Origin of the sequence: Janthinobacterium sp. Mn2066, from assembly GCF_049319705.1 — a bacterium.
Classification (GTDB): Bacteria; Pseudomonadota; Gammaproteobacteria; order Burkholderiales; family Burkholderiaceae_D; genus Janthinobacterium.
This window is the reverse complement of record NZ_JBMOUF010000014.1, coordinates 1-25,873: the sequence shown is the minus strand read 5'-3', so window position 1 is coordinate 25,873 and position 25,873 is coordinate 1. Positions and strand designations below refer to the sequence as shown.

19 protein-coding genes and 1 tRNA gene are annotated in these 25,873 nt (G+C 61.0%); 11 read left to right on the top strand and 9 right to left on the bottom strand.

What is annotated here, in order from left to right; all coding sequences use genetic code 11:
* Window positions 1–95 precede the first annotated feature (95 nt).
* The 5 genes from ACL9RI_RS23675 to ACL9RI_RS23655 form a co-directional block, all read right to left on the bottom strand.
* Complete coding sequence (locus ACL9RI_RS23675; RefSeq protein ID WP_422728930.1) at window positions 96–767, bottom strand: formate dehydrogenase subunit gamma; 672 nt, start codon at window positions 765–767, stop codon at window positions 96–98.
* Window positions 757–1,680 carry a formate dehydrogenase subunit beta gene (gene fdxH, locus ACL9RI_RS23670; RefSeq protein WP_422728929.1) on the bottom strand — a complete coding sequence of 308 codons (924 nt, stop codon included), beginning with the start codon at window positions 1,678–1,680 and terminating at the stop codon, window positions 757–759. Before fdxH ends, ACL9RI_RS23675 begins: the two co-directional genes overlap by 11 nt.
* Window positions 1,681–1,693: 13 nt before the next feature.
* Window positions 1,694–4,765: a formate dehydrogenase-N subunit alpha gene (fdnG, locus tag ACL9RI_RS23665; RefSeq protein ID WP_422728928.1), complete on the bottom strand. Its 3,072-nt coding sequence runs from the start codon at window positions 4,763–4,765 to the stop codon at window positions 1,694–1,696.
* 168 nt (window positions 4,766–4,933) lie between these two features.
* Window positions 4,934–5,995 carry an NAD(P)H-dependent flavin oxidoreductase gene (locus tag ACL9RI_RS23660; protein ID WP_422728927.1) on the bottom strand — a complete coding sequence of 354 codons (1,062 nt, stop codon included), beginning with the start codon at window positions 5,993–5,995 and terminating at the stop codon, window positions 4,934–4,936.
* Between the two features lie 125 nt (window positions 5,996–6,120).
* Window positions 6,121–8,274 carry a TonB-dependent receptor gene (locus tag ACL9RI_RS23655; protein ID WP_422728926.1) on the bottom strand — a complete coding sequence of 718 codons (2,154 nt, stop codon included), beginning with the start codon at window positions 8,272–8,274 and terminating at the stop codon, window positions 6,121–6,123.
* A gap of 352 nt (window positions 8,275–8,626) precedes the next feature.
* Between ACL9RI_RS23655 and ACL9RI_RS23650 the strand changes: the two genes are divergently transcribed.
* Complete coding sequence (locus tag ACL9RI_RS23650) at window positions 8,627–10,348, top strand: methyl-accepting chemotaxis protein (protein ID WP_422728925.1); 1,722 nt, start codon at window positions 8,627–8,629, stop codon at window positions 10,346–10,348.
* A gap of 10 nt (window positions 10,349–10,358) precedes the next feature.
* Here the strand turns inward: ACL9RI_RS23650 and ACL9RI_RS23645 are convergent, their stop codons facing one another.
* Window positions 10,359–11,252: a LysR family transcriptional regulator gene (locus ACL9RI_RS23645; RefSeq protein WP_422728924.1), complete on the bottom strand. Its 894-nt coding sequence runs from the start codon at window positions 11,250–11,252 to the stop codon at window positions 10,359–10,361.
* A gap of 123 nt (window positions 11,253–11,375) precedes the next feature.
* Here ACL9RI_RS23645 and ACL9RI_RS23640 point away from each other — a divergent pair, with 123 nt between their 5' ends.
* From ACL9RI_RS23640 to ACL9RI_RS23595, 10 genes are all read left to right on the top strand, one after another.
* Window positions 11,376–12,032: an ANTAR domain-containing response regulator gene (locus ACL9RI_RS23640; protein ID WP_422728923.1), complete on the top strand. Its 657-nt coding sequence runs from the start codon at window positions 11,376–11,378 to the stop codon at window positions 12,030–12,032.
* A gap of 53 nt (window positions 12,033–12,085) precedes the next feature.
* Window positions 12,086–13,201, top strand: coding sequence for a CmpA/NrtA family ABC transporter substrate-binding protein (locus ACL9RI_RS23635; RefSeq protein WP_422728922.1), 1,116 nt, complete (start codon window positions 12,086–12,088; stop codon window positions 13,199–13,201).
* Window positions 13,202–13,212: 11 nt separating this feature from the next.
* Window positions 13,213–13,980, top strand: a complete 768-nt coding sequence (gene cobA, locus ACL9RI_RS23630) for a uroporphyrinogen-III C-methyltransferase (protein ID WP_422728921.1) — start codon at window positions 13,213–13,215, stop codon at window positions 13,978–13,980.
* A 117-nt stretch (window positions 13,981–14,097) separates the two neighbouring features.
* Window positions 14,098–14,784, top strand: a complete 687-nt coding sequence (locus ACL9RI_RS23625) for a hypothetical protein (RefSeq protein WP_422728920.1) — start codon at window positions 14,098–14,100, stop codon at window positions 14,782–14,784.
* Window positions 14,784–15,131 carry a hypothetical protein gene (locus ACL9RI_RS23620; RefSeq protein ID WP_422728919.1) on the top strand — a complete coding sequence of 116 codons (348 nt, stop codon included), beginning with the start codon at window positions 14,784–14,786 and terminating at the stop codon, window positions 15,129–15,131. The genes ACL9RI_RS23625 and ACL9RI_RS23620 overlap by 1 nt, the downstream gene beginning before the upstream one ends.
* A gap of 415 nt (window positions 15,132–15,546) precedes the next feature.
* A complete protein-coding gene (locus ACL9RI_RS23615; protein WP_422728918.1) occupies window positions 15,547–16,839 on the top strand; it encodes an MFS transporter in 1,293 nt (430 codons plus the stop codon).
* 11 nt (window positions 16,840–16,850) lie between these two features.
* Window positions 16,851–19,376, top strand: a complete 2,526-nt coding sequence (gene nirB / locus ACL9RI_RS23610; protein ID WP_422728917.1) for a nitrite reductase large subunit NirB — start codon at window positions 16,851–16,853, stop codon at window positions 19,374–19,376.
* Window positions 19,377–19,385: 9 nt separating this feature from the next.
* Window positions 19,386–19,727, top strand: a complete 342-nt coding sequence (gene nirD, locus ACL9RI_RS23605) for a nitrite reductase small subunit NirD (RefSeq protein ID WP_422728916.1) — start codon at window positions 19,386–19,388, stop codon at window positions 19,725–19,727.
* On the top strand, window positions 19,724–20,944 hold the full coding sequence (locus ACL9RI_RS23600; protein WP_422728915.1) for an NAD(P)/FAD-dependent oxidoreductase: 1,221 nt from the start codon (window positions 19,724–19,726) through the stop codon (window positions 20,942–20,944). Before nirD ends, ACL9RI_RS23600 begins: the two co-directional genes overlap by 4 nt.
* Before the next feature lie 15 nt (window positions 20,945–20,959).
* Window positions 20,960–23,644, top strand: a complete 2,685-nt coding sequence (locus ACL9RI_RS23595) for a molybdopterin-dependent oxidoreductase (RefSeq protein ID WP_422728914.1) — start codon at window positions 20,960–20,962, stop codon at window positions 23,642–23,644.
* Here the strand turns inward: ACL9RI_RS23595 and ACL9RI_RS23590 are convergent, their stop codons facing one another.
* The 3 genes from ACL9RI_RS23590 to ACL9RI_RS23580 form a co-directional block, all read right to left on the bottom strand.
* Window positions 23,645–24,097, bottom strand: coding sequence for a hypothetical protein (locus ACL9RI_RS23590; RefSeq protein WP_422728913.1), 453 nt, complete (start codon window positions 24,095–24,097; stop codon window positions 23,645–23,647). It lies immediately after the preceding gene.
* Window positions 24,060–25,604, bottom strand: coding sequence for a SulP family inorganic anion transporter (locus ACL9RI_RS23585; RefSeq protein ID WP_422729060.1), 1,545 nt, complete (start codon window positions 25,602–25,604; stop codon window positions 24,060–24,062). Before ACL9RI_RS23585 ends, ACL9RI_RS23590 begins: the two co-directional genes overlap by 38 nt.
* 81 nt (window positions 25,605–25,685) lie before the next feature.
* A tRNA-Cys gene (locus ACL9RI_RS23580) sits at window positions 25,686–25,759 on the bottom strand.
* Window positions 25,760–25,873 lie beyond the last annotated feature (114 nt).

Here is a 25,873-nt window from a genome sequence, read left to right as displayed (position 1 = left end):
GGCTGTGTTTCATCAAAAAGTATTCTAAACGATAAAGAGAAAGGGGCCAGTCCCTGCTGGACCGGCCCCACTCTTAAAGCTGGTCAATCAAAGTATCAGTCCTTTGAATGCCTCACCACATCTTCAAACCACCGTGGATGGTGCTTGCGCGCCCAGCCGTAGGTGACGGTGCCGCGCACCATGGCGCCGATCGAGCCCTTGACCCACAGGGCCGCGTAGATGTGCACGATGATGGCGCAGATGATGCCGAACGCGCACACGGCGTGCAGCACGGCGGCCGCGCGCACGATGTCGATCGGGAAATAGAACGCAAAATACGCGCGCCAGATCACGATGCCCGAGACCAGCAAACCCAGCATGCACAACAGCAGTGTGTAGAACAGCAGCTTCTGGCCGGCATTGTACTTGCCGATCTTGGGCAGCTTTTCTTCACGGTTGTTGAGCACGTCGTCCATCTGTTTCAGCCATTGCGTGTCGCCCTCTTCGAACTTGTTGTGGTGCCAGAAGCGCACCACCAGGATCGCGAACGAGACAAACATCACCAGGCCGGCAAACGGATGCAGGATGCGCGTCCATTGGCCGCCGCCGAACAGGTTGGCCAGCCACGCCATCGACGGATGGAACATGGACAGGCCGGACAAGGCCAGCATGACGAAAGAAATGGCGGTCACCCAGTGATTCGAACGCTCATTGGGGTTGTAGCGCTGGATCAAAGGATGGCCATCCTTGTCGCGCAGCTTGCTATCGTGCGTTTCATTATGGCTCATGATGCTCCTCCTCCCGGATACGCTGGGCCTCTTCCAAGGCTTCGTGTTCTTCATCCTTGCTCACTTCGTTCGGACCGACACGCGTGTAATGGAACAGGCCAGCCAGGGCCGTGACGGCCATGCCGGCCACCGCGAGCGGCTTGGACCAGCCCTTCCAGAAGCCCACCATCGGACTGATGCGCGGGCGTTCCGGCAGGTTCGAGTACAGCTTCGGCTTGTCGGCATGGTGCAGCACGTACATCACGTGCGTGCCGCCCACGCCCAGCGGATCGTACAGACCCGCGTTCTCGAAGCCGCGCGACTTCAGGTCTTCGATGCGCTCTTCCGCATGCACCTTCATGTCTTCCTTGGTGCCGAAGACGATGGCGCCGGTCGGGCAGGTTTTTACGCAGGCCGGTTCCTGGCCCACGGCCACACGGTCCGAACAGAGCGTGCACTTGTAGGCGCGGTCGTCCTTTTTCGAAATGCGGGGCACGTCGAAAGGACAGCCGGCCACGCAGTAGCCGCAACCGATGCAGTTTTCCTGGTGGAAATCCACGATGCCATTCGTGTATTGCACGATGGCGCCCGGCGACGGACAGGCCTTCAGGCAGCCCGGATCGTCGCAGTGCATGCAGCCATCCTTGCGGATCAGCCACTCGAGATTGCCCTGTTCGTTTTCGTGTTCGGCAAAACGCATCACCGTCCACGATTGCGGCGTCAGGTCGGTCGGGTTGTTGTAGGTGCCGTGGTTTTCACCCACCTCATCGCGCAGGTCGTTCCACTCCATGCACGCCGTCTGGCATGCCTTGCAGCCGATGCATTTCGACACATCGATCAGCTTGGCAACGGTGCCGGTCACGGGGCTGCGCGCCTGCGGCGGCGTGACCGTGGTGGCGGACAAGCGCCGGATATCTAAGGATTGCAAAGACATTATCGATCTCCCATCATGCTTTTTCCACCTTCACGAGGAAGGACTTGAATTCCGGCGTTTGCGAATTCGCATCCCCCACGCCCGGCGTCAGGGTATTAATCAGATACCCCGGCTTGGCCACGCCCGTAAAGCCCCAGTGCAGCGGCAGGCCCACGGTATGCACCGGCTTGCCCTCGATCATCAAGGCCTTGATGCGCTTGGTGACCACCGCCTTGGCGATGATATGGCCGCGCTTGGAACTGACGCGCACTTCGCCGCCCGCCACCACGCCGATGCTCTTGGCCAGCTCTTCGCCGATTTCAACGAATTGCTGCGGCTGGATGATGGAGTTCAGCCTGGCATGCTTGGTCCAGAAGTGGAAATGCTCGGTCAGGCGATAGCTGGTCGCCACATGCGGGTACTCCTCATGCGTGCCGAACATCTTGCGGTCATCGTCGAACACGCGGGCGCCCGGATTGCTGGTCGCGCGCGGGTTTTTCGGATGCATGGGGTTGTAGCCCAGGGGGTTTTCGAACGGCTCGTAATGCTCGGGGAACGGCCCTTCGGCCATCGCGCCGCGCGCAAAGAAGCGCGCCACGCCTTCACCCAGCATGATGAACGGACCCATGCCATTTTCCGGCGGTTCGTCGACCTTGAAGTCGGGCACGTCGGCGCCGGTCCAGTTCGTGCCATTCCAGGCGATGAGTTTACGGGTCGGATCGAACGGCTTGCCTTTCACATCGCAGGAAGCACGGTTGTACAGCACGCGGCGGTTGGCCGGCCATGCCCAGGCCCAGCCCAGGGTCTGGCCGATGCCGGTCGGGTCGCTATTGTCGCGGCGTCCCATCTGGTTGCCCGCCTGCGTCCAGCAGCCGGCGAAAATCCAGCAACCGCTGGTGGTGGTGCCATCGTCGCGCAATTGCGCAAACGACGCCAGCTGTTCACCTTTTTTCACCAGCAGCTTGGTGGCGTCCTTCGGATCGTACAGGTCGACCAGCGCCTTGCCGTTGAATTCCCGTGCAATCTCTTCCGGCTGCGGGCTATGCGGCTGCGCATAGTTCCACGTCAGGTTGACGATCGGATCGGGGAACTTGCCGCCCTCTTTCTGGTACAGGGTGCGCATGCGCAGGAACAGGCCCGACATGATTTCCAGGTCGCTGCGCGCCTGACCCGGCGGTTCCGACGCTTGCCAGTGCCATTGCAAGACGCGCGAGGAACTCACCAGCGAACCGCGCTCTTCGGCGAAGCAGCTGGTCGGCAGGCGGAACACTTCCGTCATGATCTTGCTCGGATCGACTTCGTGGTATTGCCCGTGCGGCTTCCAGAATTCGCCTGTTTCCACCGCCAGCGGATCCATCACCACCAGGAATTTCAGCTTGGACAGCGCTTCCGTGACCTTCTGCTTGTTCGGCGCGGACGCGATGACGTTGAAGCCCTGGCAGATATAGCCGGTCATCTTGCCTTGGTGCATCAGCTCGATGGCTTGCATCAAGTCATACGGCTTGTCGAGCTTGGGCAGGTAGTCGTAGGCGAAATTATTGTCCCCCGTGGCGAAATCGCCCCACCACGTCTTCATGAAGCTGACGTGGAACTTGCGGTAATTACTCCAGTAGCTGAGCTGGTTCGGACGCAGCGGCTTGGTGGCGCGCGCGGCGATAAAGGCGTCGAAATCCTGTTCGCCCTCGTTCGGCAGGGTCATATAACCCGGCAACAGGTTCGACATCAGGCCCAGGTCGGTCAGGCCCTGGATATTCGAGTGCCCGCGCAAGGCGTTCATGCCGCCGCCGGCGATCCCCATATTGCCCAGCAACAGTTGCACCATGGCGCCCGTGCGGATGGTCTGTGCGCCTGTCGAGTGGTGCGTCCAGCCCAGTGCGTACAGGATGGTGCCGGCGCGTCCCGGCACGGCGGTCGAAGCCAGCGCCTCTGCCACCTTGTGGAACTTGTCGGCCGACACGCCGCACGTGCGCTCGACCATCTCGGTCGTGTAGCGCGAGTAGTGCTTCTTCATCATCTGGTAGACGCAGCGCGGGTGCTCCAGGGTCGGGTCGACCTTGGCGTAACCATCGGCGCCGATTTCGTAATCCCAGGTGGCCTTGTCGGTGTACTTGCCTTTTTCCTTGTCGAAACCAGAGAACAGGCCGTCTTCGAACGCATAGTCTTCGCGCACGATGAATGGCATGTCCGTGTAGTTACGCACGTATTCATGCTGGATCTTGTCGTTCGTCAGCAGATAATTGATGATCGCGCCGAGGAAAACGATGTCCGTCCCGGTACGCGTGGCGCAGTAGTAGTCTGCCACGGATGCGGTACGGGTAAAACGCGGATCGACAACGATCAGCTTGGCCTTGTTATGCGCCTTCGCTTCCGTTACCCATTTGAATCCGCAAGGATGTGCTTCTGCTGCATTGCCGCCCATGACCAAAATCACATCGGCATTCTTGATATCGACCCAATGATTCGTCATCGCGCCACGGCCAAACGTCGGGGCAAGACCTGCCACCGTCGGTCCGTGTCATACACGCGCCTGATTATCAAAGGTCAGCATCCCCATGCTGCGCACTGTCTTGTGGGTCAGGTAACCGACCTCGTTGCTGCCGGCGGACGCGGCCAGCATGCCGGTGGAGAGCCAGCGGTTGACGGTCTTGCCGTCGGCATTCTTTTCGATCAGGTTGGCGTCCCGGTCATCCTTCATCAGGCGCGCGATCTTGTCGAGCGCCACGTCCCAGGAAATCGGTTGCCATTCCGTGCCGCCCGGTGCGCGGTATTCCGGCACTTTGAGACGGTTCGGGCTGTGGATGAAGTCGATCAGGCTGGCGCCTTTCGGGCACAGGGTGCCGCGATTGACGGGGTGGTCGGCATCGCCTTCCACGTGGATGATGCTGGAAACGGCGTTTTTCGCGCCATCGCCCAGTCCATACAGCAGGACGCCGCATCCTACCGAACAGTAAGGACAGGTATTGCGAGTCTCGGTGGTGCGAGACAGCTTGTATTGCCGAACTTCCGCCAGCGCCTGGCCCGGTGCAAAACCGAGCATGGCGAGGCTGGAACCAGCAATGGTTGCGCCAGTGACCCTGAGGAACTGGCGCCTGGACATCTGAACCATATCAGGCCTCCATGATGTAAGAATAAATAAAAGTCATACGGCGCCAGGCAAGCGTTATCACCAAAAGCAATAACGGTTACTGCGCCATATCACAGTATTTTACTCCTCAACCACACTCAAGGCTGAATTCACCTGATGTTATTGCAATTAGTCAATGTTTATTTTTCATTATGGCGCACTGGCGTATCCCGCCGCGGCGGCCAGCAAGCGCGTCAATTGCGCGGCCGGCATCGCCTGGGCCAGGCGCGCCGCCTGGCCAGACCAGAGCAGGCTGAAGTCGCCGCTGCCTTGCGCCTCGGCCTTTTGCTTGAGCAACAATGACGCGCCACCGGCCAGCGGGAACGCGGGCGCCAGCGGCGACATGGGCCCCACTTCGCGCAGCAGGCGGTTGGCGATGCCGCGCGCGGGCCGGCCCGTAAACACATTGCTCAAACGCGTCTGTCCATCGCTGGTCACTTCCAGCGCGGCGCGGTAGGCCGGTGAAATACGCGATTCCGGACACAGCAGATAGGCCGTACCCACTTGCACGGCCTCGGCGCCCAGCGCCAGCGCAGCCCGCACGCCGCGCCCGTCGGCGATGCCGCCGCTGGCAATCACGGGCAAGGTGACGGCATCGACGATTTGCGGCACCAGCGCCATGGTACCGACTTGTCCATCGATATCCTCCGTCAAAAACATGCCGCGATGGCCGCCCGCCTCCCAGCCCTGGGCGATGATGGCGTCGCAGCCATGCTGCTCCAGCCAGACGGCTTCCGCCACCGTGGTGGCCGACGACAGCACCACGGCGCCCGTCGCCTTGACCCGCGCCAGTAATTCAGGCGATGGCAGGCCAAAGTGAAAGCTGACCACGCCGGGCCGGGATTCTTCCACCACGCGGCACATTTCATCGCCAAACGGATGGCGTACTGATGACGGAATCGGCAAGGCCGGATCGATGCCCAGCTCGTCATAATACGGTTGCAGACGGGCGCGCCAGGCCATTTCGCGGGCCATGTCCACGGCGGGCTGCCGATGGCAGAAAAAATTCAGGTTGACGGGGCGATCGGTCAGGCTGCGGATCAGCGCCATTTCCGCACGGATCTGCTGCGCGTCGAGCGCAGGACAGGCCAGCGAGCCGAGTCCGCCCGCCTGCGCCACGGCGGCCACCATGTCGCCCAGCGCGGCAGCAACCATCGGCGCCTGGATGACGGGAAGCTCAATGCCAAGCAATTCGGTGATACGGTTCGCCATGGCGACAGTCTTTCATGAAATGGTAGACCGCCATTAAACACCATCCACGGCATTTTGTTATTAAAAAGGCCCGGCTCCTTGCGGATGCCGGGCCCTGCTGTTGCCCCCAGACGCCGGGGCAATGATTACATGCTGTAGCGCACCGTCAGCGCCACGCTGCGCGGCGCGCCTGGCAAGCTCAGGTTCGGGCTGCTGCCGTGGCCGGAAACGATGTAGCGCGTGTCGGTGATGTTGTTCACGTTCAGCTGCACTTCATATTTGGCGGTGCGGTAAGCGGCCATCACGTCGGCCGTCATATAGCCAGGCAGGATCACCGTGTTGCCCGGATTGGCAAAGCGGCTGCCGACGGCATTGGCGCCGCCGCCCACCGTAAAGCCGGCGCCCAGGTCCTTGGTCAGCCACAGGTTGCCGCTGTTGCGGGCCGTCAAGGTGGCGCGCTTGCCCTTGAATGGCACCGAACTGGCAGTGGTCGTGCCAGGCAGGTTGACGCTCTTGTCGACGGCGATCGAATCGGTGATCACGGCATCCAGGTAGGCATAGCCGGCCGTCATCTTCCAGCCGCCGCTCAAGTCGGCATTGAAGGTCAGCTCCAGGCCATCGGTGCGCTGCTTGCCGACCGGCACGATCAAGTTGGTCAGCGGATCGGTGGTCTTGATATTGTCGCGTTCCAGGCGGAACAACGACACGGTAGCGCTGGCGCGGCCGCCCCACAAGTCATACTTGGCGCCCACTTCCGTGTTGCGCGTGGTTTCCGGCGCCAGGTCGGCATTGTTGGCCGCCAGCGCCAGGGTTTCGCCGCTAGGCTGGAACGAGCGGCTCCACGACGCGTAATATGACTGGGTAGCGCCCGGCTGCCAGACCAGGCCGGCGCGCGGGCTGACGGCGGAATCGGTGCGCGACAGGTCGGCGGTGGTCACGCCAGCCGCATTGGCCAGGCGCGACTGCTGCTTGAAGCTGTCGTAGCGCAAGCCGGCCAGCGCTTTCCACTCGGCATTAAGGGTCAGCGCATCCTGCACGTAGCCGGCGGCCGTGTCGTAGGTGCCGAAGGTATCGCTGCGCGGGCCCAGGGCCGTGCGGTCGACTGTCGGCAAGACGGGATTGAAGATCGATACATTGGTCGCCACGGTGGTAGCGGCCCAGCTGTTGGCGTTCTTGTTCTGCTTGCCGAATTCCACGCCGTACAGCACTTCGTGGGCGATGTCGCCCGTGACCAGCTTTTGCGTCAGTTCGGTCTGGTTGAACCAGCCGTGCTCGTCGCGATTGAGCTTGGCGTGGCCCAGGTTCATCAAGCCTTTGACTTCGTTGACGTTGCCCGAGATATTCGTGTTGTTGCGGTCCAGGTGGTAGTCGTAATAGCGGAAGGCATTGCGCAAGGACAAGGTATCGCTGAAGCGGTGCGTCAGGGTGGCGGCGGTGGAGACCACGCGCGACTGGCTGAAGTCCGCATCGCGCGCATTGGCCGCGCCGTAATAGGTGCCCGGATCGACGTCGACCGGACGGCCCTGGTAGGACGGAATGCCGAAGTCCGTCAGGCGGCGGTCTTCCAGGTAATCGGCTTGCAGCAACAGTTTGGTGTCGCTGGAGAAACGCACCAGGGCCGATGGCGCCAGCGCCGTGCGGTTCAGCAACTGCTGGTTGCGGTAGCTGTCGGACAATTCGCGCGCGCCCGTCAAGCGCCAGTCCACGCTTTCGCCCGTGCGGCCCACGTCGATTTCACCGCGGCGCCCTGCCGTATTGGTCAGGCTCACGGCCACGTCGGTGATATCGACGCCAGGCTTCTTGGTGATGCGGTTGACCAGGCCGCCCGAGGAACCGCGGCCGTACAGCACGGCGGCCGGGCCCTTGATCACTTCCAGGCGCTCCACGTTCGACAGGTCGCGGAAATACAGGGCGTCGTCGCGGAAGCCGTCGACAAACTGGTCGCCGATGGCCGTGAAGCCACGGATGAAGACCTGGTCGCGCTGGCCATCGCCGGTGGACAGGCCCACGCCCGGGATATTCTTCATCACATCCTGGATCGACAAGGCGTGCTGGTCGCGGATGATGGCGGCCGGCACCACGTTGATCGTTTGCGGCACGTCGCGCATGGCCATCTCCGTCTTGGTGCCGCTGCTGGAGGTGGGCGCCACGTAGCCATCCTTGTCCTTGGTGGCCGTGACGGTCACGGCAGGCAAGCTGTCTTGCGCAGAGGCGATACCCGGCAAGACCGCAGAAAAAGACAGGGCGCCCAGTACGGCGAGGGAAATGAGGGAGAGTGCAGGCTGCTGACGCGACGACATACCGTTCCTTGATAGTGAAATAATAATGCGAATGATTCTCATTAGATTTTACCAGCAAGGTTTCCACTGTACTAAGCGCTAGTTACTATCACCATGCAACTTGATGTAAAAATACAACACAGGGAAAATGGTACTAAAAAATCATTTTTTATTTCCCTCAGATACTATTTCCTTAAGTAAATGTTATACTGATAGCCATCGGGAGCGTACCGATAGCGGCACGCCTCCCCTGCACCAAACCCATCGCCACAGCTTGCCGGCCCGGCAGCTTGTAGCCCCGATCTTGCGCACTTCACCGTGCCTGCCCGTCCCGCGACGCGGCGATCTTGATTATTAAACTGTTAGGAAATTCATGAAGAACCTGAAAATCGGCAGCCGCCTTGGTGTCGGCTTTGGCGCTGTCTTGCTATTGCTGGCGGCCCTGACCGCCACCGCCTTGATACGCATGCAAGAATCCAGTGACCTGGTCGACCGCCTCGTCAACGTCAGCCTGAAAAACCAGCGCATGGTGGCCGAGTGGACCAAGATTATCGAAGTCAATATCGTGCGCGGTTCGGCCGCCTTCCATATGAGCGATCCGGTCGAGGAAAAACTGCTCGATGAGCAGTTAAAGGCAGCGGCGGCCAACGCCAGCCAGTTGCAGGAAAAGATAGGCGCTTCCGTGCGCAATCCGGAAGTACTGGCACAATTCGAGGTGGTGCGCAAGGCGCGCGCGGCCTACCTCGCATCGCGCGCACAGGCGCAGCAAGCCAAGGCCGATGGCAACCTGGAGTCGGCCAAGCATATTTTCGATACTGAAACCATGCCGTTCAGCGTGACCTATCTGCAGCAGGTCAACTTGTTCTCCGCGGCCCAGATCAAGGCGGCCGACGGCGTCGCCGGCAGCGTGCTCGACGCCTACAGCAGCACGCGCACCCTGCTGCTGGAACTGGGCGTGCTGGCCCTGGCGCTCGGCGTCGGCTTTGCCTGGAGCATCACCCGCTCGATCACCGGCCCCATCCGCACCGCCGTGACAGTGGCGGAAACGGTGGCCGCAGGCGACCTCAGCAGCAATATCACGGTCGACCGCAGCGACGAAACGGGCCAGCTGATGCATGCCCTGAAGACCATGAATGACAGCCTGGTGTCCATCGTGGGCGAAGTGCGCAGCGGCACGGACACCATCGCCACCGCGTCGGCGGAAATCGCCGCCGGCAACCAGGATTTATCGTCGCGTACCGAGCAGCAAGCCAGCTCGCTGGAAGAAACCGCGTCGTCGATGGAAGAACTGACCTCGACCGTCAAGCAGAATACCGACCATGCGCGCCAGGCCAACCGCCTGGCCAGCGAAGCGGCCGACATCGCCAGCCGCGGCGGCGCCGTGGTGGCCGACGTGGTCGCTACCATGGGCGACATCAATACGTCGTCGAAAAAGATCGTCGACATCATCGCCGTGATCGACGGCATTGCCTTCCAGACCAATATCCTGGCCTTGAACGCAGCCGTGGAAGCGGCCCGTGCCGGTGAGCAGGGACGCGGCTTTGCCGTGGTCGCCACCGAAGTGCGCAACCTGGCGCAGCGTTCGGCAGCGGCAGCAAAAGAGATCAAGGGCTTGATCGATGATTCCGTGCAAAAAGTCGACGCCGGCACGCACCTGGTCGACAAGGCAGGCAAGACGATGGAAGAAATCGTGCAAAGCATCGGTTTCGTCACCTCCATCATGAGCGAGATCAGCAATGCCAGCGAAGAACAAAGCGCAGGCATCGAGCAAGTCAACCAGGCCATCACCGAAATGGACCAGGTTACCCAGCAGAACGCCGCCCTGGTGGAAGAAGCCTCGGCCGCTGCCGAAGCGATGCAGGACCAGGCCAGCGAACTGGCGCGCGTTGTCAGCGTGTTCCGCCTGAGCGAGGCGGCAGGCAGCGCCAGCCGCCTCCAGCACACGCCGGCCGTGCGGCAGGCGGCACCGGCAACGGTTGCCGCCCCGGCGCGTAAGACCCCGGCGCCGGCGCCGCTGTTATCGCCACAAACGCCCAGCGCCAAAGTGTTGAACAAGGTAAGCAACAGCGCCGATGGCGAGTGGGAAGAGTTTTAAGCTGCTTGCATCAAGACCCTGACGCATGCTGCAACATCCCCGCCACCAGGGCGTCGAACGCCACCTTGCAGCGGGGACTGTTGCGCAAGTCTTCATGCATGGTGATCCAGGTATCAAGCTGCATGGAAAACTGCTCAGGCAAGATGCGCAGCAAGGCTGGCGCGCGCTGCGCCAGCGGCGCCTGGCAGATGCCGATACCGGCGCCACTGCGTATCAGGGCCAGCTGCGCCAGGTCGCTGTCGGCCCGCAATGAAAATAATTCCCGCTTGAACCACGACACGGTCTTGGACGCGCTGCGGACATACGCCGTCACCTGGTCGTAGCCGATCACCGCATGCCGGGCCAGCGCCGCCATGCTGTCCGGCACACCATGCTGCGCCACATACCGCTCGCTGGCAAACAAGCCCAGTTCGATGCGGCCCACATGGCGCGCAATCAGCTGCTCCTGCTGCGGCGCCGTCATGCGCACGGCAATGTCCGCTTCCCGCTGCAACAGGTCCTGCACTTTGTTGCTGAGTGTCAGTTCCACCTTCAGGTCAGGATGACGTTCGCGCAAGGCGGCGATGATGTCCGGCAGCACTTCCACCCCCACCACCTCGCTGGCCGTGATGCGCACCACGCCGCGCACGCCATCGCCCTGGCTGGCCGCCGAGCGCTCGAGCGCCGCCGCCGTGCTGGCCATGGCCTCGGCATGCCCGCGCAAGGCCAGCGCCGCCTCGGTCGGCAGCAAGCCCGCCTGCGAGCGCGTAAATAACACCAGCTTGAGGGATTTTTCCAGCGCCGTGACATGCCGGCCTACGGTGGGCTGCGTGATGCCCAGGGCCCGCGCCGCGCCCGACAGCGAACCCTCGGTCAGCACGCCAAGAAAAGTATGGTACAGCTCCCAGGGAATAGTCGAGTTCATACAATAATGTATAGCTCCCCTGCCCTGCCAGTCAAATACAGATTGCTTGCCATAGCGAAAACAATGCTCTGGTTCGATTTTTGCTTAGGTTCAAGGTATATATCACCAGCAAGCAAGTAAACCATGCCGTCCAGACCACCCCTGTCCAAGCCCCTGCACAAGCTGCGCATCGTGGTGGTCAATACCATCAGCGCTGCCGGCCATGAGATGGATGCCGCCTTGCAAGCCCAGGCGCAGCGCGGCGCAGCCTTGCGCATCGGCTTGCTGGAAGCGGGCTACGACATCGTTGCTTCCTTGCCAGCCGATATCTACCTGCCGGAACGCATCGCGCAGCTGCAGCCCGACATGATCATCATCGACGCCGAATCGGATGCGCGCGATGTGCTGGAACACATCGTCATCGCCACCCGCGACGAGCGCCGCCCCATCGTGCTGTTTACCGAAGACGCGACCACCTCCAGCATGGATGCGGCGATGGCGGCCGGGGTGTCTGCCTACATCGTGGCCGGCCTGCAGAGCGAGCGCATCCAGCCGGTGCTGAACGTGGCGCTGGCGCGCTTCAGGCAAGAGCAAAAGCTGCTGGCGGAATTGTCGGATACCAAACACAAGCTGGCCGAACGCAAGGTGATCGAACGGGCCAAGGGTTTGCTGATGAGTCACCACCAGCTATCGGAAGAGCAGGCGTACCAAAAGCTGCGCAGCATGGCGATGAACAAGAAATTGAAGCTGGCGGAAATTGCCCAGCGAATACTGGACGTGGAAGATTTGCTCGGCAATTAAGCATCCAGACAGTGCAATGCACCGAAATGGTGCGCAATTAAATCAGGAGTGGTATGGCGGACAATATGAGCGCCTGGGTAGCAGGATCGGCCAGGCCGGAAAAACAAGTGCTCAGGATAGGCTTCCTGCCGCTCAGCGATTGCGGCTCGCTGGTGATGGCGTCGCTGCTGGGTTTTGATGAACAGTTTGGCATCAAGATCGAACTGAGCAAGGAAGCATCCTGGGCCAGCGTGCGCGACAAGCTGGGCACTGGCGAGCTTGACGCCGCGCACGTGCTGTACGGCCTTGTGTATGGCGTGCAGACGGGCATCGGCGGCCAGGCCCGCGAGATGGCGGTGCTGATGAATCTCAACCACAATGGCCAGGCGGTTACCCTGTCGAGCGCCCTGGCACAGCAGGGCGCCGTCGACGGGACCTCGCTGGCCCGCTTGATCCGCAGTGCGCCGCGCCCCTACACTTTTGCCCATACTTTTCCGACCGGCACGCACGCCATGTATCTGCATTACTGGCTGGCCGCGCACGGCATCGATCCGCTGCGCGAGGTGCGCATGGTCACCGTGCCGCCGCCGCAAATGGCCGACAACCTGCGCGCCGGGCGAATGGACGGTTATTGCGTGGGCGAACCGTGGGGCATGCAGGCCGTCCAGGACAAGATCGGCGTCACGGCGGCCGCCACGCAAGCAATCTGGCCCGACCATCCGGGCAAGGTGCTGGGCACGACGGCCGATTTTGCCGACAAGTATCCAAACACTTGCCGCGCCCTCATCGCCGCCGTGCTGGAAGCGGGCCGCTGGCTGGACGCTTCTGTTGAAAATAAACAAACCATGCTGGACACCATCAGCCAGCCGCACTATGTAAGAACCAGCCAGGTGTGGCAAGACCAGCATGGCTTGCAGTTCTATAACAGCGGCGCCGTCAACTTTCCCTATTTGTCGGATGGCATGTGGTTCATGACCCAGCACCGGCGCTGGGGCTTGCTGAAGGACGATCCCGACTACCTGGCCGTGGCCAGCAAGGTCAACCGCATAGCCCTGTACCGCCAGGCGGCGGACATGACGGCCACGCCGCTGCCGCCCGGCGTGCTGCGCAGCTCCACCCTGATCGATGGGGTGGTATGGGATGGCAGCGAACCCGAGCGCTACGCCGCCTCGTTCGCCATCCACAAATAAAGGAATCCATCATGCAACAAGGAAACGTGACACTGGTGGGCGCCGGTCCGGGCGATCCGGAATTGCTGACACTCAAAGCCGTCAAGGCGCTGCAGCAGGCGGACGTGGTCTTGATCGACGACCTGGTCAACCCGGCCATCCTGGCCCACGCGCCAGCCAGCGCCCGCGTGATCGAAGTAGGCAAGCGCGGCGGCTGCAAATCGACGCCGCAGGATTTCATCGAACGCCTGATGGTGGCCGAAGCCCAGGCCGGCCAGCGCGTCGTGCGCCTCAAGGGAGGCGACCCGTATCTGTTCGGCCGCGGCGGCGAAGAACGCGCCCACCTGATGGCGCAAGGCGTAGCGGTCGACGTCATCCCCGGCATCAGCAGCGGCCTGGCAGCACCCGCCAGCATCGGCGTGCCACTCACCCACCGCCGCTGGAGCCAGGGCGCCATCTTCGTCACGGGCCACGGCAAGGATGCCGCCTCCGAACCAAACTGGGCCGCCCTGGCGCAAAGCCGGCTGACCCTGGTCATCTACATGGGCGTAGCCCGCTGCGCACAGATCCAGGCTGGCTTACTGGCCGGCGGCATGGCGCCTGGCACCCCGGTCGCCGTGGTGCAATCAGCCAGCCGCAGCGACCAGCGCCAGCTGCTGACCACCGTGGGCGAACTGCCAGCGGCCCTGCTGGCCAGCGGGCTGGGCAGCCCCAGCATTATCGTGATTGGCGATGTGGTGCGGTGTGCGGATCAGTGGGAGGCTGAGGACTCCGACTCACTTATGCGCTACGGTCTGTGAACTTGTACTCACTATCGATGTCAAAACAAAGTAGCTTTCCTTGAAAGTACTGTTTCGCGAGTAATCTGACAGACAAATGCCGTAAGAAAAAATGAAATGTCACCCACAGGAGACATTTTGCTGCCTGATCTCATCAATGTTTCAGTCAGTTTTAGCGGGCAGATTACTCTTCACGCTGCTGGAGATATCTTACCCATCATATTGAATGGTCATGATATAACGGCCAGATTATGGCAACTGGCAGGAGCTTTTGATGGTTCAAAATTATCGGTAAAGATAAGCTCAAGCAGTACTATTTGGGGGGAAACAGAAGCGGTTGTACTGAGCGTTGAACACCCATACCTGAAGCGGCCGATGATACGGGAAATTTTGCTGATACCACAAGGTGGCTTGCTTTTATCCGTGATGCATAACGTTGAGTTTTATCTGAAGCAACCTTTTCGTGGTCAGGGAATCGGTGCTTTTTCCCTTGCAACGGAGGCAATTGCGGCATGGCAATTGGGGTTCACGAAAATCATGGCAAACGCGGCCAACCATCCAGATGTTGGCTGGATAGTGTGGCCAAAACTAGGGTACGATGCAATTATTGAGCCCGATATTTTGACAAGAATGAAAGCTGATCTTGATATCCGGGGTATCGACTATCACGCCGTGCAGCTACGTATTTCGGACTTGTGGGACAGTGGCCACTATGATTTATGGGAAAAGCATGGGTGCGGGTGTATTATGGAATTTGACGTATCCAGTGTGGACAGTTGGTCTATGCAGCGTATCGCCGAAGCCATAGAACATAAGGAATTGTGATGGCAACGATAAAGTATGGCAAAGGTAAGAACTTGAAGCCAACAACGCCGAAAGCGTTACTGGCAACACTCGTTGCGAACGCCGACACTGGTCGAGTTGAAATGCCTGACATCGCTGGTAGCCATAAAGATTCCAAGCTGCCTACATCTGCAACAATCGGTTTTGCTCAAACTAGCAGAAAAACAGCCTTGCTACCACTCAAAGAAGTCGCTCCTTTGAGCAAAATTGATGTAGTGCACGAGGCAAACGTGATCACCCGAGAAACAAGGCAAGTCCAAGTTACGATCAAGGCTCCCGACGTGCTCCGCTTCTTCTCAAACAGGACAAAGAAGCTTGTTTCTTATTAAGATTCATGTTCGACCGGTTTGCCTTGCAAACAAAAAAACTTCTATAGACGGCTGTGTGAGTTTATTCAAAACAGCTGCGCAGTCTTGATTCCCCCTTACTAACAGTCCGAAAAGCTCAATAGATAGATACAACACATGCGGCCCTGCTGCTGGCCGCACCACAATCGCGCATCCCCGCACCATCATCTGGCCTTTTTTCACGTCAATACCCTGCTCCACCGCACGCAGCCCCTGGCAGGCCGCGCAACCAGGCTGGCACGGCATTTGCTAGGAAGTAGATACGGATCAATGGCGATCCCCTGAACACAATGAGTGTCGGTCCAACGGCGGACTGGCAAGGACAACGGCGTCCGCCCGGCCTGGTTTTTTAACCTTGCCTGGCGGACGCTTTTTTGTTTTTAACGGGATACGAAAAATGGCCAGCAAAGCAAACAGCATCAATCTTTTTTCCCTGGGCACGCCGCAAATGCGGGCCTTCCACCTGACGTGGATGGCGTTCTTTGTCTGTTTCTTCGCGTGGTTCGCCTGCGCGCCGCTGATGCCGGTGATCAAGGGCGAGTTCCATCTGTCGATGGGGCAGATCGCCAATATCAATATCGCCGCCGTCGCCATCACGATCCTGGTGCGGCTACTGGTGGGGCCGCTGTGCGACCGCTACGGTCCGCGCAAGACTTATACGGGGCTGTTGCTGCTCGGTGCGATCCCCGTGCTGGGCGTGGCCCTGTCGCAAAGTTATGAAAGCTTTTTGATCTTCCGCCTCGGCATCGGTGCGGTGGGCGCCAGCTTTGTGATCACGCAATATCACACGTCCGTCATGTTCGCGCCGAATGTGGTGGGCACGGCCAACGCCACCTCGGCCGGCTGGGGCAATGCGGGCGCCGGTGCGGCGCAGGCGCTGATGCCCTTGCTGCTCGGTGCACTGGTGATGCTGGGCGTGACGGAAGCCATGGGCTGGCGCGTGGCCTTGCTGGTGCCGGGCCTGCTGATGCTGGTGATGGCGGCTTTGTACTGGCGCTATACGCAAGATACGCCGGATGGCAATTACGATCAGTTGCGCGCCGATGGCGTAGCGATTGACGGCGGCAAGAAAGGCGGCTGGGCCAGCTTCAAGGCGGCCAGCATGAATTACCGCGTCTGGCTGCTGTTCGTGACCTATGGCGCCTGTTTCGGCATTGAACTGTTTATCCATGGCGTGGCCGCCGTGTATTACGTCGACCACTTTGGCCTGTCGCTCAAGTCCGCCGGTTTTGCGGCCGGCAGCTTCGGCTTGCTGGCCCTGTTTGCCCGCGCCCTGGGTGGCTGGCTGTCGGACAAGCTGGCCTTGCGCGGCAACCTGAACAGCCGCGTCACCTTGCTGTTCATGCTGATGATAGGCGAAGGCCTGGGCTTGCTGTGGTTTGCCCACGCGGGCGCCGTGACGTTTGCCGTGATCGCCATGCTGGGCTTTGGCCTGTTCACCCATATGGCGTGCGGCGCGACCTATGCGCTGGTGCCGTTTATCGACCGCAAGGCTTTGGGCGGCGTGACGGGCATTATCGGCGCCGGCGGCAATGTGGGCGCGGTGCTGGCCGGCTTTTTGATGAAAGGCACCGGTGACGTGCAGCAAACCTTGAGCATCCTCGGTGCGCTGGTGCTGGTGTCGGCTGTCTGTGCGATTGCCGTGCGTTTCAGCAATGCTGCCGACCAGGCCGCCATGGCTGCCGCCTGAAAGGTATCGCCATGAAAATCATCGTCATCGGCCATGGCATGGTCGGCCATAAATTCCTCGAGCAGCTGGCCGGCAGTGGCACGCCGCAGGAAGTGACCGTGCTGTGCGAAGAGCCGCGCCCCGCCTACGACCGCGTGCATCTGTCGGAGTTTTTCTCCGGCAAGTCGGCAGAAGATCTGTCGCTGGTGCCCCCCGGCTTTTTCGAGCGCGGCAATGTATTACTGAAACTCAATGCCCGCGCCAGCGCCATCGATCTGGCAAGCAAGACGGTGACGGTCAGCAGCGGTGAAGTGCTGCCTTATGACAAGCTGGTGATCGCCACCGGCTCCACGCCCTTCGTGCCGCCCCTGCCGGGCAAGGACCGCCACGATTGTTTTGTCTACCGCACCATCGAAGACCTGGAAGCGATGCTGGAATGCGGTCAGCGTTCAAAGACGGGCGTGGTGATCGGCGGCGGTTTGCTGGGACTGGAATGCGCGAAGGCCTTGCGCGACATGCAGCTGGCCACGCACGTGGTGGAATTTGCGCCACGACTGATGGCCGTGCAAGTCGATGAAGGCGGCGCGCGCGTGCTGCGCCGCAAGATCGAAGACCTGGGCGTGACCGTGCATACGCAAAAAAACACCCTGGCGATCACCGATGGCGAGCAAGGCACGCACCGGATGGAGTTCGCCGATGGCACGCATCTCGATGCCGACATGATCGTGTTTTCCGCCGGCATCCGCCCCCGTGACGAACTGGCGCGGACCTGCGGCCTGGAAGTGGGCCCGCGCGGCGGCATCGCCATCGATGACAGTTGCCTGACGTCTGATCCGGACGTGTATGCGATCGGCGAATGCGCCTTGTGGGGCGGCCAGACTTTTGGCCTGGTGGCGCCCGGTTATGACATGGCGCGCATTGCCGCCCGCCATCTGCTGGGCGAGCAAGGAAGCTTCACGGGCGCCGACATGAGCACGAAATTAAAGCTGATGGGCGTGGACGTGGCCAGCCTCGGTGATCCGCACGGGGCCACCGCCGGCAGCCGCTCGTATCAATTTACCGATGAGCGCAAGCAGATCTACAAAAAAATCGTCGTCTCCGACTGCGGCAAATATTTGCTGGGCGGCGTGATGGTGGGCGACGCCAGCGAATACGGCAGCCTGCTGCAAATGATGCTCAACAAGATAGAGTTGCCCGAGTCGCCGGAATTCCTGATCCTGCCCCAGTCCGATGGCCAGGCCAAGCCCGGCCTGGGCGTGGACGCCCTGCCCGATACGGCGCAAATCTGCTCGTGCAACGATGTCTCGAAAGGCACCTTGTGCGCGGCGGTGGCCGATGGCAACACGTCCATCGGCGCCCTGAAAAGCTGCACCAAGGCAGGCACGGCTTGCGGCGGCTGCGTGCCGCTGGTGACGCAGATCATGAAGGCGGAAATGAAAAAGCTGGGCATGGATGTCAACAACCATGTCTGCGAACACTTCGCCTATTCCCGCCAGGAATTGTTTCATCTGGTACGCGTCGGCAAGATCCGCAGCTTCGAAGACTTGCTGGCGCAACATGGCAAGGGTCTCGGTTGCGACGTGTGCAAACCGATGGCGGCCAATATCCTCGCCTCGTGCTGGAACGATTTTGTGCTCAAGAAAGAGCATGCCAGCTTGCAGGACACCAACGACTATTTCCTGGGCAATATCCAGAAAGACGGCACGTATTCCGTGGTGCCCCGCATGCCGGGCGGCGAAGTGACGGCCGATGGCTTGATTGCCGTGGGCCAGGTGGCCAAGAAATACGGCCTGTACACCAAGATCACGGGCGGCCAGCGGGTCGACCTGTTTGGCGCAAGAGTCGAGCAATTGCCGCTGATCTGGGAAGAACTGATCGCCGCCGGCTTTGAATCCGGCCATGCCTACGGTAAATCCTTGCGCACCGTCAAATCATGCGTCGGTTCCACCTGGTGCCGCTATGGCGTGGCCGACAGCGTCGGCTTTGCGATCGAATTGGAAAACCGCTACAAGGGCTTGCGCACGCCGCACAAGATCAAGTTTGGCGTTTCGGGCTGCACGCGCGAATGCGCGGAGGCGCAAGGCAAGGATATCGGCCTGATCGCCACCGAAAAAGGCTGGAACCTGTATGTCTGCGGCAATGGCGGCATGAAGCCGCGCCACGCGGAATTGCTGGCGGCCGACCTCGACAACGCCACCCTGGTGCGCTATGTCGACCGTTTCCTGATGTTTTATATCCGCACCGCCGACCGTTTGCAACGCACCAGCGTGTGGCGCGACAACCTTGAAGGCGGCCTCGATTACCTGAAAGCGGTGGTGATCGACGACAAGCTGGGTATTGCGCAAGAGCTGGAAGCGGACATGCAGCAGGTGGTCGACACCTATGCCTGCGAGTGGCAAGCCGCCGTCAGCGACCCGGCCACGCGCCAGCGCTTCCGCCATTTCGTCAATAGCGATGCACCGGACAACAACGTGGTCTTCATGGAAGAGCGGGGCCAGATCCGCCCTGCCACGCTGGAAGAACGCAAGCATATTCCCATCATCGCCAGGTCGGCATAAGGAACCATCATGCACAGGGATTTAATCGACCGTAACTGGACTGCCATCTGCCAGCTGGACGCCATCGTGCCCAACACAGGCGTGTGCGCCCTGGTCCATGGCGAGCAGGTAGCCGTGTTTCGCCTCGGTGACGAACGTGTGTATGCGATCGACAATTACGATGGCAATGCAGGCGCCTCGGTGCTGTCGCGCGGCTTGCTCGGCAGCATGGGCGAGCGCATCGTGGTCGCTTCACCGATCTATAAACAGCATTTCGACCTGGCAACGGGCGAGTGCCTGGAAGCGCCCGAGCATTCGGTGGCCACCTGGCCGGTCAAGGTGGAAAATGGACTGGTCTGGATAAGCGCATGACAGACGCTAAGGCAAAGCCATCGCTGGTGGTGATCGGCAACGGCATGGCCGGCATGCGCACGGTGGAAGAATTGCTGAAGCTGGCGCCGGACCTGTACGACATCACGGTGTTTGGCGCCGAGCCGCATGGCAATTACAACCGCATCCTGCTCTCTCCCGTGCTGGCCGGCGAAAAGAAGATGGATGACATCATGCTCAACACCCGCGAGTGGTATGGGCAACACGGCATCACCCTGCAGGCGGGCGACCCGGTGGTGCATATCGACCGCATGCGGCGTGTGGTGCACGCCGCCTCCGGCCTGGCCGTGCATTACGACCGGCTGCTGCTGGCCACCGGTTCCAAGCCTTTCATGCTGCCCGTGCCGGGCCATACCTTGCCGGGCGTAATCGGTTTTCGCGATATTCAGGATGTAGCAACGATGCTGCAGGCAGCAAGAAACCACCGTCACGCGGTGGTGATCGGAGGCGGCTTGCTGGGACTGGAAGCGGCGAATGGCTTGTTGCGCCAGGGCATGGATGTGACCGTGGTGCACGTCAGCGATACCTTGATGAACCAGCAGCTCGACAAGCCCGCCTCGGCCCTGTTGAAGCAGGCGCTGGAAGTAAAGGGATTGCGCTTTCTGCTCAATGCCCACACGACGGAAATCCTTGGCACGGATCGCGTCACGGCCGTGCGCTTCAAGGACGGTTCTGAAATTCCGGCCGACCTGGTGGTGATGGCGGCCGGCGTGCGGCCCAATATTGCGCTGGCGCAGGAATCGGGCTTGTTTTGCGAGCGCGCCATCGTGGTCGACGATACCTTGCAAAGCTACGATCCGCGCGTGTATGCAGTCGGTGAATGCGTGCAGCACCGCAACGCCACCTTTGGCCTGGTGGCGCCCATCTGGGAACAGGCGAAAGTGTGCGCCGCCCACCTGGCGGGCACAGGACACCGCCGCTACGTGCAGCAAGCCAGCCCCACCAAGCTGAAGGTGACGGGGATCAACCTGTATTCGGTCGGCAACTTTATCGGCGGCCCCGACAGCGAAGACCTGGTCTTGCGCGATCCGCGCCGCGGCATCTACAAGCGCCTGGTAGTGGAAAATAACCGCCTGGCCGGCGCCGTGCTATATGGTGACGTGGCCGACGGTCCCTGGTATTTCGACCTGATACAGCAGCGCAGCGATATTTCCACCATGCGCCAGCGCTTGCTGTTCGGCAAAGCCGCGTCCATCTAGGTCCAGGAAACCATCGTGCATCTTTCCCCTCCCCCCTTTTCCGTGCGCACCACTTGCCCATATTGCGGCGTGGGTTGCGGCGTGTCCGCCACGCCCCTGCCCGATGGCGCCATCCAGATCGCGGGCGACAGTAGCCACCCGGCCAACTTCGGCAAGCTGTGCGTCAAGGGTTCGGCCCTCGGTGACACTGTCTCGCTCGATGGCCGCTTGCTGTACCCGCAAGTGCGCGGCCCGGAAGGTTTACAGCAAGTCAGCTGGGATGATGCGCTGCAGAAAGTAGCCGATGGCTGGTCCCGCACGATTGCCGAACATGGCCCGGACTCGGTCGCCTTGTATGTTTCCGGGCAACTGCTGACGGAAGACTATTACATCGCCAACAAGCTGATGAAGGGCTATGTGGGCAGCGCCAACATCGACACCAATTCGCGCCTGTGCATGTCGTCGGCCGTAGCGGGCCACAAACGGGCCTTTGGCGAAGACCTGGTGCCAGGCTGCTACGAAGACCTGGACCTGGCCGACATGGTGGTGCTGGTCGGCTCCAACACGGCCTGGTGCCACCCGATCCTGTTCCAGCGCATCGCCAAGGCAAAGGAAGCGCGGCCGGAGCTGAAACTGGTGGTGATCGACCCGCGCCGCACCGCCACCTGCGAACTGGCCGATGTGCATTTGCCCGTCAAACCGGGCACCGACGTGTGGCTGTTCAATGGCTTGCTGTGCTACCTGGCCTTGCATGGTTTTGTGGATGAGACATTTGTTGCTGAACATACCAATGGCCTGGTTGACGCTTTGACGGCGGCCAGGGTCGATTGCGCCGACCCGGCTGCAGTGGCCAGAATCTGCCGCATCGATGAGCGCGACTTGCTGGCTTTTTACCAGTCCTTTGCCGCCACCGGCAAGGTCGTGACGGCTTTTTCGCAAGGCGTGAACCAGTCGTCGGCCGGCACCGACAAGGTCAATAGCATCATCAATTGCCATTTGCTCTGCGGGCGCATCGGCCAGCCTGGCATGGGACCGTTTTCGCTGACAGGCCAGCCGAACGCCATGGGCGGGCGCGAAGTGGGCGGCCTGGCCAATATGCTGGCAGCGCACATGGAGCTCGACAATCCGGCCCACCAGGACACGGTGCAAACTTTCTGGAATTCACCGAACATTGCCAGCAAGCCTGGACTAAAAGCGGTGGACCTGTTCCGCGCCATCGAAGACGGCAAGATCAAGGCCGTGTGGATTATCGCCACCAACCCCATGGTCAGCATGCCGGACGCTGGCCAGGTGCAGCGGGCGCTGGAGCAATGCCCGCTGGTGGTGGTGTCCGATATCAGCCAGCATACCGACACCAATGCCTTTGCTCATATTCTGCTGCCAGCGCTGGGCTGGGGTGAAAAAGATGGCACGGTGACCAATTCGGAGCGCCGCATTTCGCGCCAGCGCGCCTTTTTGCCGGCGCCGGGCCAGGCGCGGGCCGACTGGCAAGTGCTGTGCCAGGTGGCGCAGCGTTTGGGCTATGACGGTTTTGATTTCGATAGCCCGCAGAAGATTTTCGACGAACATGCGCGCCTGAGCGCTTACCGCAACGACGGTGCGACGGCGCGCTGCTTTACCCTGACGGGCCTGGAAGGCTTAAGCGCGCAGCAATACGACCAGCTCGATCCCGTGCAATGGCCGCTGGGTCAGGCGCGGCTGTTTGGTGATGGCCGCTTTGCCCATGCCGATGGGCGCGCGCGGTTTATTGCCACCGTGCCACGCGCGCCCGTCAACGCCGTCAGCGAGGATTATCCGCTGGTCTTGAATACGGGCCGGGTGCGCGACCAGTGGCATACAATGACGCGCACGGGCAAGTCGGCGCGGCTGGCCGATCACGTGCCCGAATCGTTTGTCGATATCCACCCGCAAGACGCCTTGCTGTACAGCGTGCGCGAGGGCGACCTGGCGCGGGTGTCCACGCCCTGGGGCGCGATGGTGGCGCGGGTGCAGCATGGCGGCGGCATCGCGCGCGGCACGATTTTCGTGCCCATCCACTGGAATGGCCAGACGGCGTCCGATGCACGGGTGGGGCCGCTGGTCAACCCGGTTGTCGATCCTGTTTCGGGCGAGCCGGAATTCAAGCATACGCCGGCGCGGGTCGAGCAATTCCGCGTCAACTGGCATGGTTTTGTCTTGAGCCGGCGCGAGCTGGAGCTGGAAAAAGTGGCCCACTGGACGCGTATCCAGGGCAAGGATTTTGCCCGTTATGAACTGGCTGGCAGGAATACCATCACCGACTATACGCACTGGGCGCGGCGCTTGCTGCAAGTCGATGACGAACAGGCGGACTGGCTGGAATACGAAGACCGCAGCGCCGGCCTGTACCGCGCCGTGCACCTGGTCGACGACCGTATCGATCAATGCGTATTTTTATCGCCGCGCCCCGACCTGCCGTCGCGCGCCTGGCTGGCCAGCCTGTTTGCCCACGAACAGCTGCCACCGGCAGACCGGGTGGGCTTGCTGCTGGGCCAGCCGATCGACAAAGGCGCCGATACGGGTCCCACCGTATGCTCGTGCTTTGGCGTGGGCCGCAACACGATTTGCGAGACCATCCGCAGCCAGCAGCTCGATAGCGTGGCCCAAGTGACGGCTTGCCTGAAGGCGGGCGGCAATTGCGGCTCCTGCGTGCCGGAAATCAAAAAACTGCTGGTGGAAACGCGGGCAGAACAAACCGCTTGATCAGGCCAGCTGTGCTTGCGTTTGCTCAATCAATTGCGCCAGTTCACGCGGCACGGGGCCGGACAAAAACGCCAGCGCCGAGGCGTCGGGATCAATCGCCGCCTCGGCCGGCAAGCCATGCTCGAAACCGCCCACCATGTAGCGGCAGAAATGCGGCGACTCGGGGCGCGTTTCCAGATACCAGCAGCCGGCATATTGCTGCACGAAATACTCGCCGATAAAATAGCCGAGCATGGTTTTCACCCATTGCCAGCTTTCATCGCGGATCACGATGGTGCGCATGGCGGCATCGATATACGGCAGGTATTCGGCCGCATTGGTCAGCACTTCATGCGCGGGCTGGATGCCCAGGCGTTCGACGAAGTTGACCAGCGCCGAGCCCAGTTCGTCGTAATAAGCGTCAAACTCCGCCTGGCTAACCTGTATGCGCTGTTCCTGTTCCTTGCTGAGCATTCAACTCTCCCTGTTTGTCTGAAAATAAAGCCTGGACGGCAGCAGCAGCGACACCGGCGCGCTGCAGCAGCTGTTGATTGCGCGCCGACAGGTTTTTCACCTGCAACTGCTTGCCCGCCTTGCCGTAACGCTCGTACAAGCTTTCCAGCGCGGCAATCGCCGAGTGATCGGCCATGTGCAAGTGGCGGCAATCGATAATCACGCACTGCGGGTCATCAGCATGGTTAAACAGTTCCTGGAATTGTACGGTCGAGGCAAAAAACAGGGTGCCATGCGGTACATACACGCGTTGGCCCGGTGTGCTGTCATCGGTCTCGGTGCGCATCTCGCGCGCATGTTGCCATGCAAAATTCAAGGCGGCAATCACGATACCGCACAGCACCGCCGTTGCCAGGTCCGTCAGCACGGTGATCACCGTGACGGCAACGATCACCAGTGCATCGTGCAGCGGCACCTTGCCCAGCACGCGCAAGGAACCCCAGGCAAAGGTTTGCTGCGCGACAACGAACATCACGCCGACCAAAGCAGCCAGCGGGATGCGTTCGATCAAGGGCGACAAAAACAGGATGAACAGCAGGATCATGACGCCTGCGGTCAGGCCCGACAAACGCGTACGACCGCCAGAGGTCAGGTTGATCATGGTTTGCCCGATCATGGCGCAACCCCCCATGCCGCCCAGCAAGCCCGACGCCACGTTGGCGGCGCCCAGCGCCAGGCATTCGCGGTTGGCCTGCCCCCGCGTTTCCGTGATCTCGTCGGTCAGATTAAAAGTGAGCAAGGTTTCCAGCAAGCCCACCATGGCCATCAAGGCTGCATACGGCAAGATGATGTGCAAGGTGTCGCTGCTGAATGGCACGCTGGGGAAATGCAGGCTGGGCAAGCCACCCGCGATATGCGCCAGGTCGCCCAGGGTGCGCGTGGGCAAATGCAGCAGATAACTCAACAAGCCCACGCCGAGGATGGCGGCCAGCGCCGGCGGCACGGCGCGCGTGATGCGTGGCAAGCCATACACGATGGCCATGGTCAAGGCGACCAGTGCGCCCATCACGAACAGCGCATTGCCCTGCAGCCAATGCTCGCCTTGCCGAAAATGTTCCAGCTGGGCCATGGCAATCACGATCGCCAGGCCATTCACAAACCCCAGCATCACCGGATGCGGCACCATGCGGATCAGCTTACCCAGGCGCAATAGCCCAAACAGCGCCATCAGGATGCCGCTCAGCACCACGGTCGCCAGCAGGTATTGCACGCCGTGCCGGGCCACCAGCGCCACGATGACGACCGCCATGGAACCGGCAGCACCGGAAATCATGCCGGGGCGCCCGCCAAAAACGGCCGTCAGCGCGCAAATGATGCAGGCGCCATACAGCCCCATCAAGGGGTTGAGCTGAGCTACCAGCGCAAACGCGATGCATTCGGGCACCAGCGCAAACGAGGTGGTCAGGCCGGCCAGGAAGTTGCTGCGCAGATTCGCAAACCACTGCGCTTGAAAGCTGCTATGGATCATGGTGGAGTATTCGTTCATGCAGGCTGGGTGGCGTAACAACATAAAAAAATAGCCCACGCGAAGTGGGCTATTTTTTTCATCTGGAGGCGAGGACGGGAATCGAACCCGTCTAAACGGCTTTGCAGGCCGCTGCATAACCTCTTTGCTACCTCGCCAGAGGACTTGCTTGGATGTACTGTCATGCACATCTTGAAACTGGAGCGGGAGAAGAGTCTCGAACTCTCGACCTCAACCTTGGCAAGGTTGCGCTCTACCAACTGAGCTACTCC

Coding starts and splice junctions, on each gene's coding strand:
- ACL9RI_RS23675 (WP_422728930.1), bottom strand. CDS start 767: ATGAGCCATAATGAAACGCACGATAGCAAGCTGCGCGACAAGGATGGC.
- fdxH (WP_422728929.1), bottom strand. CDS start 1,680: ATGTCTTTGCAATCCTTAGATATCCGGCGCTTGTCCGCCACCACGGTC.
- ACL9RI_RS23660 (WP_422728927.1), bottom strand. CDS start 5,995: ATGGCGAACCGTATCACCGAATTGCTTGGCATTGAGCTTCCCGTCATC.
- ACL9RI_RS23655 (WP_422728926.1), bottom strand. CDS start 8,274: ATGTCGTCGCGTCAGCAGCCTGCACTCTCCCTCATTTCCCTCGCCGTA.
- ACL9RI_RS23650 (WP_422728925.1), top strand. CDS start 8,627: ATGAAGAACCTGAAAATCGGCAGCCGCCTTGGTGTCGGCTTTGGCGCT.
- ACL9RI_RS23645 (WP_422728924.1), bottom strand. CDS start 11,252: ATGAACTCGACTATTCCCTGGGAGCTGTACCATACTTTTCTTGGCGTG.
- ACL9RI_RS23640 (WP_422728923.1), top strand. CDS start 11,376: ATGCCGTCCAGACCACCCCTGTCCAAGCCCCTGCACAAGCTGCGCATC.
- ACL9RI_RS23635 (WP_422728922.1), top strand. CDS start 12,086: ATGGCGGACAATATGAGCGCCTGGGTAGCAGGATCGGCCAGGCCGGAA.
- cobA (WP_422728921.1), top strand. CDS start 13,213: ATGCAACAAGGAAACGTGACACTGGTGGGCGCCGGTCCGGGCGATCCG.
- ACL9RI_RS23620 (WP_422728919.1), top strand. CDS start 14,784: ATGGCAACGATAAAGTATGGCAAAGGTAAGAACTTGAAGCCAACAACG.
- ACL9RI_RS23615 (WP_422728918.1), top strand. CDS start 15,547: ATGGCCAGCAAAGCAAACAGCATCAATCTTTTTTCCCTGGGCACGCCG.
- nirB (WP_422728917.1), top strand. CDS start 16,851: ATGAAAATCATCGTCATCGGCCATGGCATGGTCGGCCATAAATTCCTC.
- nirD (WP_422728916.1), top strand. CDS start 19,386: ATGCACAGGGATTTAATCGACCGTAACTGGACTGCCATCTGCCAGCTG.
- ACL9RI_RS23600 (WP_422728915.1), top strand. CDS start 19,724: ATGACAGACGCTAAGGCAAAGCCATCGCTGGTGGTGATCGGCAACGGC.
- ACL9RI_RS23590 (WP_422728913.1), bottom strand. CDS start 24,097: ATGCTCAGCAAGGAACAGGAACAGCGCATACAGGTTAGCCAGGCGGAG.
- ACL9RI_RS23585 (WP_422729060.1), bottom strand. CDS start 25,604: ATGATCCATAGCAGCTTTCAAGCGCAGTGGTTTGCGAATCTGCGCAGC.